The sequence below is a fragment of the Streptomyces marincola genome, assembly GCF_020410765.1.
Taxonomy (GTDB): Bacteria; Actinomycetota; Actinomycetes; order Streptomycetales; family Streptomycetaceae; genus Streptomyces; species Streptomyces marincola.
The window spans coordinates 5,155,889-5,170,212 of record NZ_CP084541.1 but is presented as its reverse complement, the minus strand read 5'-3'; the positions used below and the strand labels follow the sequence as shown (position 1 = coordinate 5,170,212).

Genomic DNA, 14,324 nt, shown 5'->3' with positions numbered 1-14,324 from the left:
AGCGCGGGCGCGCACACCCGGCGGGCGCCGGGTGTGCGCGCCCGCGCCGTTCACCGGTCGCGCGCCCCAACGGCCTCAGTAGCGCGGCGCGTTCCGTGACCGCGACGGGCGTACGCCCCTGCGGTCCCGGGCGTTCCAGCACGCGCCGTGCCAGTGCCTGCGGTCGTCCACCGCGCCGGCCCTCGGCCAGGTGACCACGTGCGGAACGCCGGGCGGGATCTCCTGGTCGCAGCCGGGACACCGGTAGTGCTTGGCCGCCGCGCCTCCCGTTATCCGCCGGACGACCCACTCCTCGCCCCGCCACAGGTCGGTCCGCTCGATGCCGAAGTCGGCCCCGCGCACGCCGGGCGGCGGGCCTGAGGCGCGCGGACGGTTGCGACGCGGGGACACGAGAACACCTCGGAGGTCTGACGGCAAGCTGTTTTCCGAGTCTACGCGGCGCCCACCGCCCCCTCCCGAATGATCATCCGAAGAACTTGCCACAGGCCCGTGCCTCCGGCACGCGTTCCGCGTTAGTGCCCACGGAAGAACGGGGCCAGGTGCGGTTCGGCCACCACGGCGAGAGGGGCCACGGCGATGCGGCCGTTGCGGATTGGGACATTTGTGCTGGCAGGTCAGTACCCGGGGCAGAGCGAACGGGAGGCCCTGGCGCGGGCCCTGCGGTCCGCCGAGGTGGCGGACGAGGTGGGCCTCGACGCGGTCTGGCTCGCCGAACACCACTTCGTCCCCTACGGAGTCGTCCCCTCCGCCGCGACCCTCGCCGGACTCCTCCTCGGCCGCACCCGCCGCGTCCGCGTCGGCACGGCCGTCAGCGTGCTGACCACCGCGCACCCGGTCGCCCTCGGCGAGCAGGCGGCCCTGCTGCACCTCGCGTCGGGCGGGCGGTTCACGCTCGGCGTCGGGCGCGGCGGGCCGTGGATCGATCTGGAGGTGTTCGGCGGCGGCATCGAGGCGTTCGAACACGGTTTCCCCGAATCGCTCGACCTGCTGATGCGCTGGCTGAACGAACCGCGCGTCGGCGCGGACGGCGCCCGCTACCGCTTCCCCGAGGTACCGGTGGTACCCAGGTCCTCCGACCGGCCGCCGGTGATCGTCGCCTGCACCTCGCCCGCCACCGTGCGGCTCGCCGCGCGGCACGGCCTGCCGATGCTGCTCGGCATGCACATCGGCGACGAGGAGAAGGCCGCGATGGTCGCGCACTGGCGGGCGTCGGCCGTGGACGCCGGCCGCGCACCGGAGGCCGACCACGTCGCCGCCGGGGTGTGCCAGGTCGCGGACAGCCACACGGAGGCCGTCGAAACGCTGCGCCGCGCCCTGCCCGGCTGGCTGCGCCGGGGACTCGACGCGCACAGGACCGCCGACGGCAGGGAGCGTTCGATGCGCGACCCGCTCGCCTACACGGAACTGCTGTGCGAGCTGCACCCGGTCGGTACGCCCCAGCTGTGCGCGGACCGGCTGGCCGCGACCGCGGAACGCACCGGCATCACGCGCTTCGCCCTGCTCGTCGAGGGCTCGGGGGACCTGGCCGCCACCGAGACGAACGTGCGGCGGCTCGCCGCGGACGTGCTGCCGCTCCTGCCCGGCGGAGCGGCAGGCACGGCAGCACGGCGCGGCACGGCCGTCAGCAGTCCCGCAGCTCCGGCGACTGGTTGAGCAACTGGCCGCGGATCGAGGTGAACCGGGCCAGTGCCGCGTCCGGCGCCTCGGACGTGTCGAGCGGGAAGACCGCCACCCGGTGGCAGTTCTGGAACGCGAGCCGCACGCCGAAGTGCCGTTCCAGAGCACCCCGGATGGCGTTGCTCGCCAGTGCGCGCAGCAACTGGCCGCGGGCCGCCTCGTCGGGCGGCGGCACGGTGTTGTCGGCGAAGTCCCCGCCGTCCACCTTCAGCCGGGCCACCAGGTTGCTGATCATGTCCCACGCGTAGGGCAGGGATGTGCGGACGCAGTCGACGAACTCCGCTTCGTCGACATCGCCCCGCTCGGCCTGTTCGAGCAGTGCCGGTGAGACGTCGAGCGACATGGGCTTCTCCTCTCGCGACCCCTGGCCAGGGGTCTGGCGGACGGCCGGAGAGCACACCGCCGCCGGGCCGGCCGCCGCGCGGCGGCGCGAGCGGAGGTCGGCGGTGCCCCCCGCGCCCACGGTAGGCCGCCTGGCCCGTTCATGTCAGGGGAACGGACCGATATCCGGCCAGCGCGGAATCCCACCGCCGCCACCCATGACACCGGTCACGCCGGCGCACATCCGCCACGCTCCCGGGCGCACCGGCGCGACGCCGTGCGACGGCCGTGCCATGGCCTGCCCGTCCGGGTGGCGTTTGCCGGAACACCCTACGGGCCGGCCGGTACGCACCTACTGTGACCGCGTCGCGGACCACGGTCCGTCAGCAGATTCGCGAGCGGAGAGGTGTGTCCATGCCGGCGAGGAAACCGATCACGGGGCGCGACCGGCCCTCCGCGCGGCTCATGCTCGCCCAGGAGCTGGACCGGTTGCGCAACGAGGCCGGCTGGTCGCTGCGCCGCCTCGCGGACAAGCTGGGCTGGGACCACACGCACCTGCACAAGCTGGAGCGGGGCGAGGGGCTCGGCGGTCCCGACGTCATCGCCGCGCTCGACTCCGCCTACGGCACCACGCCGCACCTGATGATGCTGTGGGAACTCGCGCGCGACGACGCCGCGCGCGAGGAGCACGGCGGCTACCTGCGGCTCGAAGCCCAGGCCAGGGCGATCCACCAGTACGCGGCCGGCGTGGTGCCCCGGCTCCTCCAGACCGCCGAGTACGCGCGCGAGGCGCTGCGCGCCGCGCGCCCGGGGCACGGGGATGTCGAGCCGCAGGTGGCGGCCCGGTTGGCGCGGCAGCTGATCCTGACGGCGGACGACCCGGCCGACTTCCGGGCCGTGCTCGACGAGGCGGTGCTGCGCCGCCCGCTGGCCGACCGCGCCGCCTGGCGGCGCCAGCTCGCGCACCTGGTGGAGATGGCCGCGCACCCCAACATCACGCTGCACGTGCTCCCGTTCTCCGCCGGACCGCACGGGCTGACCGCGACGGACCTCGCGCTGCTCTGGCTGCCCACAGGACGCACGGTGGTGTGCGCGGGTTCGGGCTGCTCCGGTGAACTCGTCCGCGAGCAACGGGAGATGGAACGGCTGCGCACCGTCTACGACCGGGTCCGCGACCTGGCGATGCCGCCGGCCGCGACGATCGCGTTCCTCGAACGCCTGCGGGCGGAGGAACGCCGCGGCACCGAGGAGCGGCCCGCCCGCGGGACGCCCGTCCCCGCGGACGGCTGCGGAAGGTGACGGGCCGCACGATGCCGACGGTGATCCACCTGTCCCGCGCGGAAGCTCTCGCACACCGCGAGGCACTGCTGCGGCGGGCCGGACTGACCTACGAGCAGCTGCGCGACCGGGCCGCCGTGTACGCGGTGACCATGGACCAGCTCATGGTGTGGCACACCGTCGAGGGGCTGGACTATCTCCTCTCGGACGAGTGAGGCCTCCGCTCCCCGGTGTCCTGGCACGGCACACCGCGAGGCACCGCCGTCGCCGGCTCCGGCCGCACGTCCGCTCGGTGGGGACCGGCCGGTCGGGGGCCCGCGGGCGTCGCACTAGGGTGGGCCCATGCGTCTCGTCATCGCCCGCTGCTCGGTCGACTACGCCGGCCGGCTCACCGCCCATCTCCCCCTGGCGCCCCGGCTGATCCTCGTCAAGGCCGACCAGTCCGTCTCGATCCACGCGGACGACCGGGCCTACAAGCCCCTGAACTGGATGTCGCCGCCGTGCACGCTCAAGGAGGCCGAGAACGAGGACGGCGCCCGGGTGTGGACCGTGCAGAACAAGGGCGGCGAGAAGCTGATCATCACGATGGCCGAGGTCCTGCACGACTCCTCGCACGAGCTGGGCGTGGACCCCGGGCTGATCAAGGACGGCGTCGAGGCGCACCTTCAGGAACTGCTCGCGGACCGCATGGACACCCTCGGCGACGGCTGGTCGCTGATCAGGCGCGAGTACCCCACGGCGATCGGGCCCGTGGACATCCTGGGCCGGGACGCGGAGGGCGGAACGGTCGCGGTGGAGATCAAGCGGCGCGGGGAGATCGACGGCGTCGAGCAGTTGACCCGCTACCTCGAACTCCTCAACCGCGACCCGCTGCTCGCGCCCGTGCAGGGGGTGTTCGCGGCGCAGGAGATCAAGCCGCAGGCCCGCACGCTGGCGACGGACCGCGGCATCCGGTGCGTGACCCTCGACTACGACGCGCTGCGCGGCGTCGAGGACGACAAGCTGCGGCTGTTCTAGGGCGGGTGCCGCGGGGGCTCACCGGGCGGAGGCCAGGTCGGCGAGGTGCCGGGCCGTTCCGGCGGGGTCGACGAGCTGGTGGAGGTGCGTGCCGGGCAGGTGCGCCACGCGCCAGCCGCGTGCGCGGGCCTCGGCGGCGAGGCCGCCGTACGGGGGGCTGAACAGCAGGTAGGAGCAGGGGTGGCCGTCCCAGCCTCCGGGCACCGGGATGTGCTGTTCGTAGTAGGCCAGCGGCAGGGTCGGCTGCTCCTCGACGACCGTACGGCGCACCTCCGGGTCGGGGAACATGGGCGCGATGTCCGCCTCGTCCCACCAATCGGTCCAGCGGGGCAGCCTGCCGTCCACCGCCATCGGGCGCAGGAACTCCAGCACCTCGGGTGGGGCGACCGGGCTGGAGCCGGTCCGGGCCGGCAGCGCGGCATCGACGAAGACCGCGCCGCCCGGCGGATGGTCGAGGCCCGCGCGGATTACCGGGAGGAGCAGGCCCGCGTTGCTGTGCGCCACCAACGTGACGGGGCTGGCGGCCGGGACCTGCCGCAGATCGTCGCGGACGGCCTCCACCACCCGCGGCCAGAAGGGGGGCGTTCCGGCACCCGCGCGCAGCAGGGACGGCACCCGCACCCGGTGCCCCGCCGCCGCCAGGTGCCGGGCCGCGGGGCGCCACGTCGAGGGGCCCACGGACGGACTGTGCAGGAGAACGAAGGTCGGCCGCATGGGATGATCCTGCCGCCCGCGCGGGCGGAGGCGCAGCCGTATCGGCCGACAGCAGAACGCCTCGCCCGCAAGACCGGCGCCCCAACGGGCCGCGCGCGGCGGTGCGTTGAGGCCGCGACGCGGGCGGTGACTCCGTCGGCGCATGCCGTGCCGGCACGGCCCCGCCCCCGGCCCGCCTGGTGCGGGCGGGCCGGGGGCGGGGCGCGACTCGTTCAGACGACCGGCCCGCCCGGGGACTCGGACGCGGTCGCCGTGGGGTCGCCGGTGGCCGTCGGGTCGCCCGTGGAGGTGGGGGGCGCACCGACGTTGGTGCCGCCCTCGTCGTCCTCGCCCCCGCCGCCAGGGGCGCCGCCCCCGCCGCCGTCGTCCTCGCCCGGCGGCGTGGTCGGCGGCGGGGGCTCCTCCGTCGTCGGCGGTGGCGGCTCCTCGGTGTCCGGCGGCGGCTCCTGCGTCACCGGCGGCGTGGTCGGCTCCTCGGTCGGGGTGCCGGGGCCGCCCGGCGTCTCCGGGGCGTCGGGCGTGGTCTCCTCCGTCGCACCTGAGTCCGGCTCCCGCTCCGGCTCCTCGGTGGTGGCCTCGTCCTCCGGGGTGGTCTCCGGCGCGCTCGGCGGCGCCGCCGGGCTCTCATCGGCCTCGGGCTCGGTGCGTTCCCGCTCCTCCGCCGGTGTGGTCTCGTCCTCGGTCGTGGCCTCGTCCTCGACGCCCGCGGGCGCGGTGTTGCGCCCGTCGTCCGGCTCGGGGTCGTCAGAACCGCCCGTGAGGCCGAACGCCACGACCGTGCCGAGCACCGCGAGCAGCACGGTCCCGGCCGCGGCGACGACGGCGTTGCGGCGGCGGGCCGCCGCCGTGGCGCGCGGCGCGGGACCAGCGGCCGACGCGTGCCGGGGTATCGCCTGCGTCGCGGCCTCGGTACCGGCCGGCGGCGTCGCGGACGCGGCGGGGAGCCGGGCCGTGGTGGCCGCCGCGGCGGCGGTCAGCAGGCCCGCCGGCAGGCCCACGGTGGGCACGCCGTCGGCCGGGGTCGCGGCGCGGCCTGAGCCGATGTCCTCGACGAGGGCCAGGGCGCGGCGGCCCGCGACGGCGCCGCTCACGTCGCCGAGGCTGTCGCGCAGCGCGGTCGAGGCGGTCAGCTCGGTACGGGCCCGGTCGAGCTGGCCCTGCGTGATGGCCAGAACGCCGCGCTCGTGCCGGAAGTACGCCTGCTGCGCCTCCTCCCCCGCCGTCCCCGCCGCCTCAAGACCGGCGTCGAGCGCCCGTTCCCACGCGCTCCAGCGCAGCCCGGCGGCCAGCCGGGGGGCGGCGGCGCGGGCCAGCGCGGCGACCGCCGCGTCGTGTCCCGCGCGCCTGGCCAGGTCGATCGCGGTGAGCAGCGGTTCCGTCTCGGCCGTGACGGCCGCGGTGGCGAGTTCGGCGCCGCCGAGCCACCAGGTGTAGTGCTGGGCCAGGGCGAGCAGCCGGTCGGCCGACCCCTCGCCGAAGCCGGCCGCGAGCAGTTCGGGAAGGGTGCCGGGGGCCAGGCGGTGCCCCGCGCCCGCCTCGGTGAGGAGCCCGGCCGCGACGAGGGCGGCGTGGTCGTCCGCGGCGGCCGGGTAGCCGGTGAGCGCGGGCAGCCGCTCGGGTCCTGGCACGTCGCCGCCCAGGGCGACGGCGTAGCGCAGGATCTCCCGCGCGCCCTCGGGCAGGGCGCGCACGAGGGTGGCGGTGAGGGTCGCGGCGTCGGGCAGCGGGGCGGCGGCTCCCGGCTCGCGGTGCCGCAGCAGTCCCGCGGCCTGCGTGAAGCGCAGCGGCAGGCCCTCCGTTTCGAACCACAGGTCCGCGGCCCAGTCGGTCTCGGTCTCGTCGAGGGGGCGGCCGATGGCGAGTTCGAGCAGTTCGAGGGACGCGGTGCGGCTGAGGCCGTCCGGCTCGAACGCCTCAAGGCGCCCTTCGGCCACGGAGAGCGGCACGTCGGCGTCCGCGGTGATCAGGAACGCGCACTCGGGTGTGGCGTCGAACAGGTCGTCGAGCGCCGCACCGCCGAACGCGATGTCGTCGATGACGACGATCGCCCCGATCTGCCGCAGCGCGGCGGCCAGTTCGGTCGGCCCCGGCCGGTGGGCCGGTGTGTGGTGCACGGCCGCGTACATCGCGTGCCGCAGGTCGGTGGGCGTGCGGCCCCGGCCGCTGAGGTGGATGACCCCGTCGGGGGCGAGGTCGGCGCAGTCGCGTGCCACGGCGTCGAGCAACGCGGTGCGCCCGCTGCCGGGAGCGCCCGCGAGGTGCACAGAGCCGCCGCGGGCGAGCATGCGGCGCAGGCGCTGCCGGTCCTCGTCACGTTCGAGCAGGGCCGTGGGCGAGGGCGGCTGGGGCGAGGCGCCGGCGGGGCCGCGGCGGGGCACGATGGGGCGGCGTCCGGGCGGGCAGGACTCGATGCCGCTGCCGTCCACGGGATTGATGGTGAGCAGAAAGTCACCCGTGACCAGCTCCACGGCCCTGACGGGTCCGTCGTCCGCGCCCCCTGCGGGGTGAGTGAGGTCCATGGTCAGTGTCTTTTCGGAAGCGGGGCGGCCAGGCGGCCTGTGGGGGCCCACGCTACCGTCGAGACTCGTGCGCCTCGTGACCGGTGTCGCGCAACACGTCGGAATAATCCGGGAATTACGGGGCAATCGTGAGGATGCGGTGAAGGCGCGTCGCGACCAGGACGCGCTGCACGTGCGGCGGAACGGCCCGCAGCACCAGCCGCCGGCCGCACCGGCCCGCGCGCCGGTGCACGCCCATGATCACGCCGAGGCCCGTGGCGTCGCAGGAGTCGAGGTGCTCAAGGTCGAGCACCAGGTCCCCCTGGCCGGCGTCGACAGCACGGTGCAGCGCCATTCTGGCGTCCGCCGCGCTGCGCACGTCCAGGCGTCCGCCGACGACCAGCTCCGCATGGTCGCCTTCGATCTGCATATACGCTCCCCGCTCCCCTGGGACGGCTGCTGGTGACCGCTGCCCGTGACGGCTGTCAACCAATGTCAATGACTGATAAATGTGACAGCTTCCTGACCCAAGAGTTGCTGTCTGTGTTCAAAGCGATACCGAAATCACTCGTGGAGGTGATTGATGCCGTCGGGCGCGGCCGTCCGGCCCGTTCGCGGCGCGGCGCGGCCGGCCCGTTCCCGACCGGGTCTGAGCAGCGCGGGAACGGCCCCGCGCCCGGCTTCCCCCCTCAGTAGCGGTGGAAGCCCTGCCCGCTCTTGCGCCCGAGGTCCCCGGCGTCGACCATGCGCCGCATCAGTTCCGGCGGCGCGAACTTCCCGTCCTGCGTCTCGGCGTGGATGTTCTGCGAGGCGTGCAGCATCACGTCGACACCGGTCAGATCGGCGGTCGCGAGCGGACCCATCGCGTGCCCGAACCCGAGCCGGCAGGCGGCGTCGATGTCCTCGGCGCTGGCCACCCCGGCCTCGTACAGGCGCGCCGCCTCCGTGAGCAGGGCGGCGAACAGCCGGGTCGTGACGAAGCCGGCGACGTCGCGTTCGACGACGATGCAGGTCTTGCCCACGGACTCGGCGAACTCCCGTGCCGTGGCCAGCGTTTCGTCGCTGGTGCGGTGGCCCCTGACCAGCTCGCACAGCGACATCATGGGCACCGGGGAGAAGAAGTGCGTGCCCACGACGCGGTCCGGGCGGCCGGTCGCGGCGGCGAGCTTGGTGATGGGGATGGCGGAGGTGTTGGAGGCCAGCACCGCGGTGTCCCGCACCAGGCCGTCCAGGGTCCGCAGCAGCTCCTGTTTGACCTCGACCTGCTCGAAGACGGCCTCGACGACGAGGTCCGCGTCGGCGGCGGCGTCCAGGTCGGTCGTCGTCGTCACGCGCGCGAGCGCGGCGGACGCGTCGTCCTCCGTCAGCCTGCCGCGCGCGGTGAACTTCGCGAGCGACGACTCGATGCCGGCTCGGCCCCTGGACAGCGCGGCGTCGGTGAGGTCGCGCAGGGTGACGTCCCAGCCGGCGACGGCGGCGACCTGCGCGATGCCTGACCCCATGAGGCCGGCCCCGATGACGGCGAGCTTCCTGGCCACGTTGATCTCCTTTGATGCGTGCCGGGCCGGAACCCCAGACCCTAGCGAGACGGGTGCGCCCGTGGGAACGGAAGAGACGCGCGTCACGGTGTGACTCCCGCCCCACCGGCCGCGCGGCGCCGCGTTCGGCGCGACTCAACGGGCGTGTGCCCGCACCAGTTTGGCGGACCGTCAGCGCCGCGGCCCACGCGCGGGGGCCGCGCGCCGGCGGGCGGCCCTTAAGCTCACCGCATGGTCAACCTCACGCGCATCTACACACGGACCGGGGACGACGGCACCACCGCGCTCGGCGACATGAGCCGCACGGCCAAGACGGACCTGCGCATCGCTGCCTACGCCGACGCCAACGAGGCCAACGCGGTCATCGGCACCGCGCTCGCCCTCGGCGCGCTGCCCGAGGAGGTCGGCGCGGTGCTGACCCGGGTCCAGAACGACCTGTTCGACGTCGGGGCCGATCTGGCCACCCCGGTGGTGCCCGATCCCGAGCACCCGCCGCTGCGCGTCGAGCAGTCCTACATCGACCGCCTGGAGGCCGACTGCGACCGCTTCCTGGCCGACCTGCCGAAACTCCGCAGCTTCATCCTGCCGGGCGGCACGCCCGGCGCCGCGCTGCTGCACCAGGCGTGCACCGTCGTGCGGCGCGCCGAACGTTCCACGTGGGCGGCGCTCGACGAGCACGGCCCCCGGATGAACCCGCTCACCGCCACCTACCTGAACCGCCTGTCCGACCTGCTGTTCATCCTGGCGCGGACCGCGAACAAGGCCACAGGCGACGTGCTCTGGGTGCCGGGCGAGAACCGCTAGCGGGGCGCTGGCGACGCGGGACCGCGCGGGGCCCGCGTTCCCGCTCACCAACGCCCGGACTCGCGTTCCCTGCCCGCCGCGCCCGGCCGCTCGCCGGGAGCACCGCCGGCCGCGGGCTCGCCCTCGGGCGCCTTCTTCCGCCACACCGAATAGCTCAGCGCGATGAGCCCGTGGATGCCGAGCGCGCGCAGCGCGGTGCCCTGCCACGCGCGCAGCGGGTCGTCGCGCTCCGCGTCCCCGACGACCCAGATCATGCCCTGGAGCACCGCGAGCGAGATGGCCGCGGCGACGAGCGTCATCGCCCACAGCCGCCACTCGTGCACGGCCCGCGCCGTCCCGTACCGCGGCGGTTTCGGCGGGCGCGGCCCACCGGCGAGACGATGCGCCGCGTGCCCGTCCGCCCAGCGGACGAGGTAGTGGCCGTAGGCCACGGTGAAGCCCAGGTAGAGCGCGGCGAGGCCGTGCGCGCCCGAGGGCTCGGCGCCGCGCCGCAGGTCCAGGGCCGTCGCCGTGAGCAGCAGCACGTCGATCAGCGGCACGCACAGCAGCAGCGCACCGCCCAGGCGCGGTCGGCGCAGCGCGTAGCGGACGGCGAGACCGGCGCCGAGCACGAGCCAGAAGCCGATCTCGGCGGCGACGATGAACGAGACGATCAACGGTGTTCTCCTCCCCCTGGGCTTCCCCGGATTCCCCTGGTTCCCCCTCGGTGTCCCGTCCTCAAGACTGGCGGACGGCGCGGCCCGCGCCATCGGCCCGCGCGCCGATCCGCGGGCACCGGCCTGCATCGTTCGATGTACACCGGACGACGGTGCCCACCGCGCGCCCCGGCGTGCTGAGATAGGGGCATGCTCAGCCGGCTCCGCCCCCTCCGCGACGACGCGCTGATCGCGGCGGCAGGACTGGTCGGCGGACTGGCCTCGTTCGCCTTCGGCTTCCACACGTGGAGCGCCTCCGTCCTGCACGGCCCGGCCGCCGCGGCCGGCCTGCTGCTCACGTGCGGCGCCGAGCTGCTGCGCCGCAACGCGCCCGGCACGGCCCTGCTGCTCGGCACGGCCGGCCTCGTCCTCGACTTCCTCGGCGGCGGGCTGCTCGTGGTGATCGTGCTGTTCAGCGATCTCGTGTACGCGGCGGCCCTCTACGGCCGGGCCCGCCCGACCCGGGCCGTGGTGCCCGGCAGTGTGGTCTTCTCCGTGGCCGTCACCCTCGGCACGCTGGCCTGGTTCCGCACCCCGGACGCCCTGCTGTTCGGCGCGGTGGCCGCCGCCACCACCGTGGCGCCCGCCTGGACCGGGCTGATCGTCCGCAACCACCGCGACGTCGCGGAGGCCGAGCGGCTGCGCGCCGAGCAGACCGCCCTGCTCGCCGAGAAGGACCGCGCCCAGGCCGTCGCGGCGGAACGCGCCCGGATGGCGCGCGAGCTGCACGACCGCGTCGCCAACCACCTGACCGCCATCGCGATCCACTCCACCGCGGCGCTGTCCCTGGACGAGCCCGCGGCCACGCGCGACGCGCTGGGCGTGATCAGGGAGAACAGCACCCAGGGCCTCGCCGAGATGCGCGGCCTCATCGGGCTGCTGCGCGAGGCAGGCGGCGGGCAGACCATCGAGGCGTCGCCGAGTCTCGACGGCCTCGACGCGCTGCTCGACGGCGCCCGCGGCGCGGGACGCGCGGGCCGGCTCGACTTCACCCTGCGCGACGAACGCCCCCGGGACGCGCCGCGCCCGCCCGCGCCGGTCGAGCTCGCGGCCTACCGCGTCGTTCAGGAGTCCCTGGCCAACGCCGTCAAGCACGCCGCGCCCGGCGAGGTCACCGTGACGCTCACGCAGTCGGCCGACGCGCTCCGCATCGCCGTGACGAGCCCGTACCACGCCAGGACCGCGTCGCGCGCGACGGGCGCGGGCGCGGGGCTGCTCGGCATGCGCGAACGCGTCGACCTGCTGCACGGCACCTTCGCGGCCGGGCCGCGCGAGGACCGCCACTGGCACGTGACGGCGGCCCTGCCGCTCGCCGGGCCGCCTCCTTCGAGACCACCGCGGGGCCGGCGCGGCGGCGGGCAGCCGGGCACGCCGCCGCGCCGGCCGAGGGAAGGGACACCACCGCCATGACCATTCGCGTACTCGTGGCCGAGGACCAGGCGGCCGTCCGGCAGGGCCTGGTGCTCATCCTGCGCAGCGCCCAGGACATCGAGGTCGTGGGCGAGGCCGCCGACGGCGCGGAGGCCGTCCGCCTCGCCGGCGAACTGCGCCCCGACCTCGTGCTGATGGACCTCCAGATGCCGCGGCTCGACGGCGTCTCGGCCACCGCCCGCATCACGGGCGAAGGGCTCGCGGAGGTGCTGGTGCTGACGACGTTCGACTTCGACGAGTACGTCTTCGGCGCGCTGCGCGCCGGGGCCGGCGGGTTCCTGCTCAAGGACAGCGACGCCGCCCAACTGCTCACCGCCGTGCGGACCGTGGCGGCGGGCGAAGGGCTCGTGGCGCCCGCCGTGACGCGGCGCCTGCTCGCGGAGTTCGCCCGCGCCCCCGCGCCGGGGCCCCGCGCGCCGGCCGTCGACGAGGCCCGCCTCGCCGGACTCACCCCGCGCGAACGCGAAGTGCTCGCGCGGCTCGGCGAGGGCCTGTCCAACGCCCAGATCGCCGAGGGCCTCGGCATGGCGGAGGCCACGGTGAAGACGCACGTGAGCCGGGTCCTGGGGAAACTCGGCCTGCGCAGCCGCGTCCAGGCCGCCGTTCTCGCGCGAGAGGCCGGCCTCGTCCCCGGGGCCTGACACCCCCGCGGGCCACTCCGCCCGCCGCGCCTTCCCGAATGGGCGTCTTCAACGGGTGCGCCCCGCGCGGCCCGCCGAGACTGAGGCCATGCCAGACCAAGCCGAGAAGTCCCAGGTCCGCGGCCCCATCGGGGCCGCCCGCCGGGCCAGCCGCCGACTGGCCCGGCTCACCGGCCATCCCGTGGACGGCGTCTCCGCGGTGACCCGCGCGGAACACGGGTGGCACGTCAACGTCGACGTCGTCGAGGTCGCCCGCATCCCGGACACCACGAGCCTGATGGCCACCTACGAGGTGCGGCTCGACGACGAGGGCCGCCTGCTCGAATACCGCAGAGTGCGCCGCTACCGGCGCTGCGCCACCGTCGACTGACGCCGCGGCGCCCGCCGGACGAAGGAGAAGCGCCCCATGACCGTCACCACCACCTACCGCGACGACCTCTCCTGCGTGCCGCGCGCCGGGACGCTGTACGACGTCGTCGACATCATCCTCGACCGCGGCATGGTGATCGACATCTTCGTCCGGGTCTCCCTGGTCGGGATCGAGATCCTGAAGATCGACGTCCGCGTGGTCATCGCCAGCATCGACACCTACCTGCGGTTCGCCGAGGTGTGCGACAGCCTGTGCTCCCAGGAGGACCCGAGCAGCCGGAGCCTGCCCGACCTGCTCGGCGGCGGCCTCGGCGGGACGACCGTCGGGGCCGGTCTGAAGAAGGCGACCCAGCACGTGGGCCGCAAGGCCAAGAACGCCCTGACCGGCGGCGAAGAACCGGAACGGCGGGGCGAGCACGCGCCGGGCGACGGCGGCGGGCGGGGCGGCCGTAAGCGGCACGGCGGCCATGGCCGCGGGCGCGGCGGACACGGCGACGAGGACTGACGGCAGGCCGGGGGGCACCGGCGGGCCGGCCGCCGGCATCGACCAAGGACTCAGGAAGAGGACCGAACACCATGGCAGCACGGCCCGTCTACGTCTACGGAGTGGTCCGGGCGGACCACAGGTTGCGCCCCGAGCACCGCGGGATCGGCGTGCCGCCCACCGCGCCGCGCACGCTGCGGGCCGGCGCGCTCGCGGCCGTCGTCGGCCCGGCCCCCGGTGAACTGCTCGCGCGCCGCCGGGACCTGCTGGCCCACCAGCACCTGCTGCTCTCACTGGCCGACGAGGGGCCCGTGCTGCCGATGCGGTTCGGTGTCGTGGCCCCGGGCGAGGCGGCGATCGTCGACCAGCTCGCCCGCGAGGAGGCGCGTTACCTCGAAGCCCTCGCCCGGGTGGCCGGCCGCCAGGAGATGAACCTCAAGGTGTTCCCCGCCGAGGACGCGCTGCCCGAGCTGGTCCGCACCGATCCCACGCTGCGCAGGCTGCGCGAGGCCGCCAGGCGCAGGCCGGGCTACGAGGCGAGCCTGCGCCTGGGCGAGGCGGTGGCCGGGGCGCTCAACGCCGCCGCCGCGCGCGCCGCCGGGCTCGTGCTGCGGCGGGTGGCGCCGTTCGCCGAGGCGACGGCGAACGGGCCCGAGGTCGCCGGATGCGTCAGGAACGTGTCGTTCCTCGTGCCGCGCGCCGCGCTCGACGACTTCAACGCCGCCGCCTCGGCCGCCACCGGGCCAGGCGCGCGTGCCGACATCCGGCTGACGGGGCCGTTGCCGTGCTTCAGCTTCGTCCCCGCGGTCGCGGGCCCGGCCACCGCCGAGGCCCTGCCCGCCGTCCGGGGAGCGTGA

General features: G+C 75.3%; 17 protein-coding genes. 10 read left to right on the top strand and 7 right to left on the bottom strand.

The genetic code is table 11. The annotated features are described in order from the left end of the window. Positions 1 to 75: 75 nt before the first annotated feature. Positions 76 to 390: an ATP/GTP-binding protein gene (locus tag LC193_RS22850; RefSeq protein WP_086157925.1), complete on the bottom strand. Its 315-nt coding sequence runs from the start codon at positions 388 to 390 to the stop codon at positions 76 to 78. A 195-nt stretch (positions 391 to 585) separates the two neighbouring features. Here LC193_RS22850 and LC193_RS22845 point away from each other — a divergent pair, with 195 nt between their 5' ends. Next, complete coding sequence (locus LC193_RS22845) at positions 586 to 1,653, top strand: LLM class flavin-dependent oxidoreductase (RefSeq protein WP_226077035.1); 1,068 nt, start codon at positions 586 to 588, stop codon at positions 1,651 to 1,653. Here LC193_RS22845 and LC193_RS22840 read toward each other — a convergent pair. Further along, on the bottom strand, positions 1,622 to 2,020 hold the full coding sequence (locus tag LC193_RS22840) for an SCO5389 family protein (RefSeq protein ID WP_226077034.1): 399 nt from the start codon (positions 2,018 to 2,020) through the stop codon (positions 1,622 to 1,624). The two genes, LC193_RS22845 and LC193_RS22840, sit on opposite strands and share 32 nt — an antisense overlap. Positions 2,021 to 2,412: 392 nt before the next feature. Between LC193_RS22840 and LC193_RS22835 the strand changes: the two genes are divergently transcribed. The 3 genes from LC193_RS22835 (at position 2,413) to nucS (ending at position 4,293) form a co-directional block, all read left to right on the top strand. Continuing rightward, positions 2,413 to 3,297 carry a helix-turn-helix domain-containing protein gene (locus LC193_RS22835; RefSeq protein ID WP_226077032.1) on the top strand — a complete coding sequence of 295 codons (885 nt, stop codon included), beginning with the start codon at positions 2,413 to 2,415 and terminating at the stop codon, positions 3,295 to 3,297. Positions 3,298 to 3,308: 11 nt separating this feature from the next. Further along, entirely contained in the window at positions 3,309 to 3,491 is a 183-nt protein-coding gene (locus tag LC193_RS22830) for a hypothetical protein (protein WP_226077031.1), read from the top strand. Between the two features lie 127 nt (positions 3,492 to 3,618). Continuing rightward, entirely contained in the window at positions 3,619 to 4,293 is a 675-nt protein-coding gene (gene nucS, locus LC193_RS22825) for an endonuclease NucS (protein WP_086157927.1), read from the top strand. 18 nt (positions 4,294 to 4,311) lie between these two features. Here nucS and LC193_RS22820 read toward each other — a convergent pair whose 3' ends face one another. The 4 genes from LC193_RS22820 to LC193_RS22805 all read right to left on the bottom strand — a co-directional run bounded on the left by LC193_RS22820 (position 4,312) and on the right by LC193_RS22805 (position 9,043). Further along, a complete protein-coding gene (locus tag LC193_RS22820; protein ID WP_226077029.1) occupies positions 4,312 to 5,007 on the bottom strand; it encodes an alpha/beta fold hydrolase in 696 nt (231 codons plus the stop codon). 212 nt (positions 5,008 to 5,219) lie between these two features. Then, positions 5,220 to 7,526, bottom strand: coding sequence for an ATP-binding protein (locus tag LC193_RS22815; RefSeq protein WP_226077027.1), 2,307 nt, complete (start codon positions 7,524 to 7,526; stop codon positions 5,220 to 5,222). Between the two features lie 115 nt (positions 7,527 to 7,641). Beyond that, on the bottom strand, positions 7,642 to 7,935 hold the full coding sequence (locus LC193_RS22810; RefSeq protein ID WP_226077024.1) for an STAS domain-containing protein: 294 nt from the start codon (positions 7,933 to 7,935) through the stop codon (positions 7,642 to 7,644). Positions 7,936 to 8,194: 259 nt separating this feature from the next. After that, on the bottom strand, positions 8,195 to 9,043 hold the full coding sequence (locus tag LC193_RS22805; protein WP_226077023.1) for a 3-hydroxyacyl-CoA dehydrogenase family protein: 849 nt from the start codon (positions 9,041 to 9,043) through the stop codon (positions 8,195 to 8,197). Positions 9,044 to 9,274: 231 nt separating this feature from the next. Here LC193_RS22805 and LC193_RS22800 point away from each other — a divergent pair, with 231 nt between their 5' ends. Then, positions 9,275 to 9,847 (top strand): cob(I)yrinic acid a,c-diamide adenosyltransferase, encoded by a 573-nt coding sequence (locus LC193_RS22800; protein WP_226077022.1) that lies wholly within the window; start codon positions 9,275 to 9,277, stop codon positions 9,845 to 9,847. Between the two features lie 44 nt (positions 9,848 to 9,891). Here the strand turns inward: LC193_RS22800 and LC193_RS22795 are convergent, their stop codons facing one another. Further along, complete coding sequence (locus LC193_RS22795; protein ID WP_226077021.1) at positions 9,892 to 10,503, bottom strand: hypothetical protein; 612 nt, start codon at positions 10,501 to 10,503, stop codon at positions 9,892 to 9,894. A gap of 189 nt (positions 10,504 to 10,692) precedes the next feature. Between LC193_RS22795 and LC193_RS22790 the strand changes: the two genes are divergently transcribed. The 5 genes from LC193_RS22790 to LC193_RS22770 all read left to right on the top strand — a co-directional run bounded on the left by LC193_RS22790 (position 10,693) and on the right by LC193_RS22770 (position 14,324). Beyond that, entirely contained in the window at positions 10,693 to 11,952 is a 1,260-nt protein-coding gene (locus LC193_RS22790; RefSeq protein ID WP_226077020.1) for a sensor histidine kinase, read from the top strand. Next, positions 11,949 to 12,614 (top strand): response regulator, encoded by a 666-nt coding sequence (locus LC193_RS22785; protein WP_226077019.1) that lies wholly within the window; start codon positions 11,949 to 11,951, stop codon positions 12,612 to 12,614. The genes LC193_RS22790 and LC193_RS22785 overlap by 4 nt, the downstream gene beginning before the upstream one ends. A gap of 88 nt (positions 12,615 to 12,702) precedes the next feature. After that, positions 12,703 to 12,984, top strand: coding sequence for a gas vesicle protein GvpO (gvpO, locus tag LC193_RS22780; RefSeq protein ID WP_226077018.1), 282 nt, complete (start codon positions 12,703 to 12,705; stop codon positions 12,982 to 12,984). 36 nt (positions 12,985 to 13,020) lie between these two features. Continuing rightward, on the top strand, positions 13,021 to 13,488 hold the full coding sequence (gene gvpJ, locus LC193_RS22775; protein ID WP_226077017.1) for a gas vesicle protein GvpJ: 468 nt from the start codon (positions 13,021 to 13,023) through the stop codon (positions 13,486 to 13,488). 71 nt (positions 13,489 to 13,559) lie between these two features. Next, positions 13,560 to 14,324, top strand: coding sequence for a GvpL/GvpF family gas vesicle protein (locus LC193_RS22770; protein ID WP_226077016.1), 765 nt, complete (start codon positions 13,560 to 13,562; stop codon positions 14,322 to 14,324).

Excerpts from the sequence above, each read along its gene's own strand:
- LC193_RS22815 (WP_226077027.1), bottom strand. The coding sequence starts at position 7,526 with ATGGACCTCACTCACCCCGCAGGGGGCGCGGACGACGGACCCGTCAGG.
- LC193_RS22785 (WP_226077019.1), top strand. The coding sequence starts at position 11,949 with ATGACCATTCGCGTACTCGTGGCCGAGGACCAGGCGGCCGTCCGGCAG.
- gvpO (WP_226077018.1), top strand. The coding sequence starts at position 12,703 with ATGCCAGACCAAGCCGAGAAGTCCCAGGTCCGCGGCCCCATCGGGGCC.
- LC193_RS22800 (WP_226077022.1), top strand. The coding sequence starts at position 9,275 with ATGGTCAACCTCACGCGCATCTACACACGGACCGGGGACGACGGCACC.
- LC193_RS22790 (WP_226077020.1), top strand. The coding sequence starts at position 10,693 with ATGCTCAGCCGGCTCCGCCCCCTCCGCGACGACGCGCTGATCGCGGCG.
- LC193_RS22840 (WP_226077034.1), bottom strand. The coding sequence starts at position 2,020 with ATGTCGCTCGACGTCTCACCGGCACTGCTCGAACAGGCCGAGCGGGGC.
- LC193_RS22820 (WP_226077029.1), bottom strand. The coding sequence starts at position 5,007 with ATGCGGCCGACCTTCGTTCTCCTGCACAGTCCGTCCGTGGGCCCCTCG.
- nucS (WP_086157927.1), top strand. The coding sequence starts at position 3,619 with ATGCGTCTCGTCATCGCCCGCTGCTCGGTCGACTACGCCGGCCGGCTC.
- LC193_RS22770 (WP_226077016.1), top strand. The coding sequence starts at position 13,560 with ATGGCAGCACGGCCCGTCTACGTCTACGGAGTGGTCCGGGCGGACCAC.
- LC193_RS22835 (WP_226077032.1), top strand. The coding sequence starts at position 2,413 with ATGCCGGCGAGGAAACCGATCACGGGGCGCGACCGGCCCTCCGCGCGG.
- LC193_RS22830 (WP_226077031.1), top strand. The coding sequence starts at position 3,309 with ATGCCGACGGTGATCCACCTGTCCCGCGCGGAAGCTCTCGCACACCGC.
- gvpJ (WP_226077017.1), top strand. The coding sequence starts at position 13,021 with ATGACCGTCACCACCACCTACCGCGACGACCTCTCCTGCGTGCCGCGC.
- LC193_RS22810 (WP_226077024.1), bottom strand. The coding sequence starts at position 7,935 with ATGCAGATCGAAGGCGACCATGCGGAGCTGGTCGTCGGCGGACGCCTG.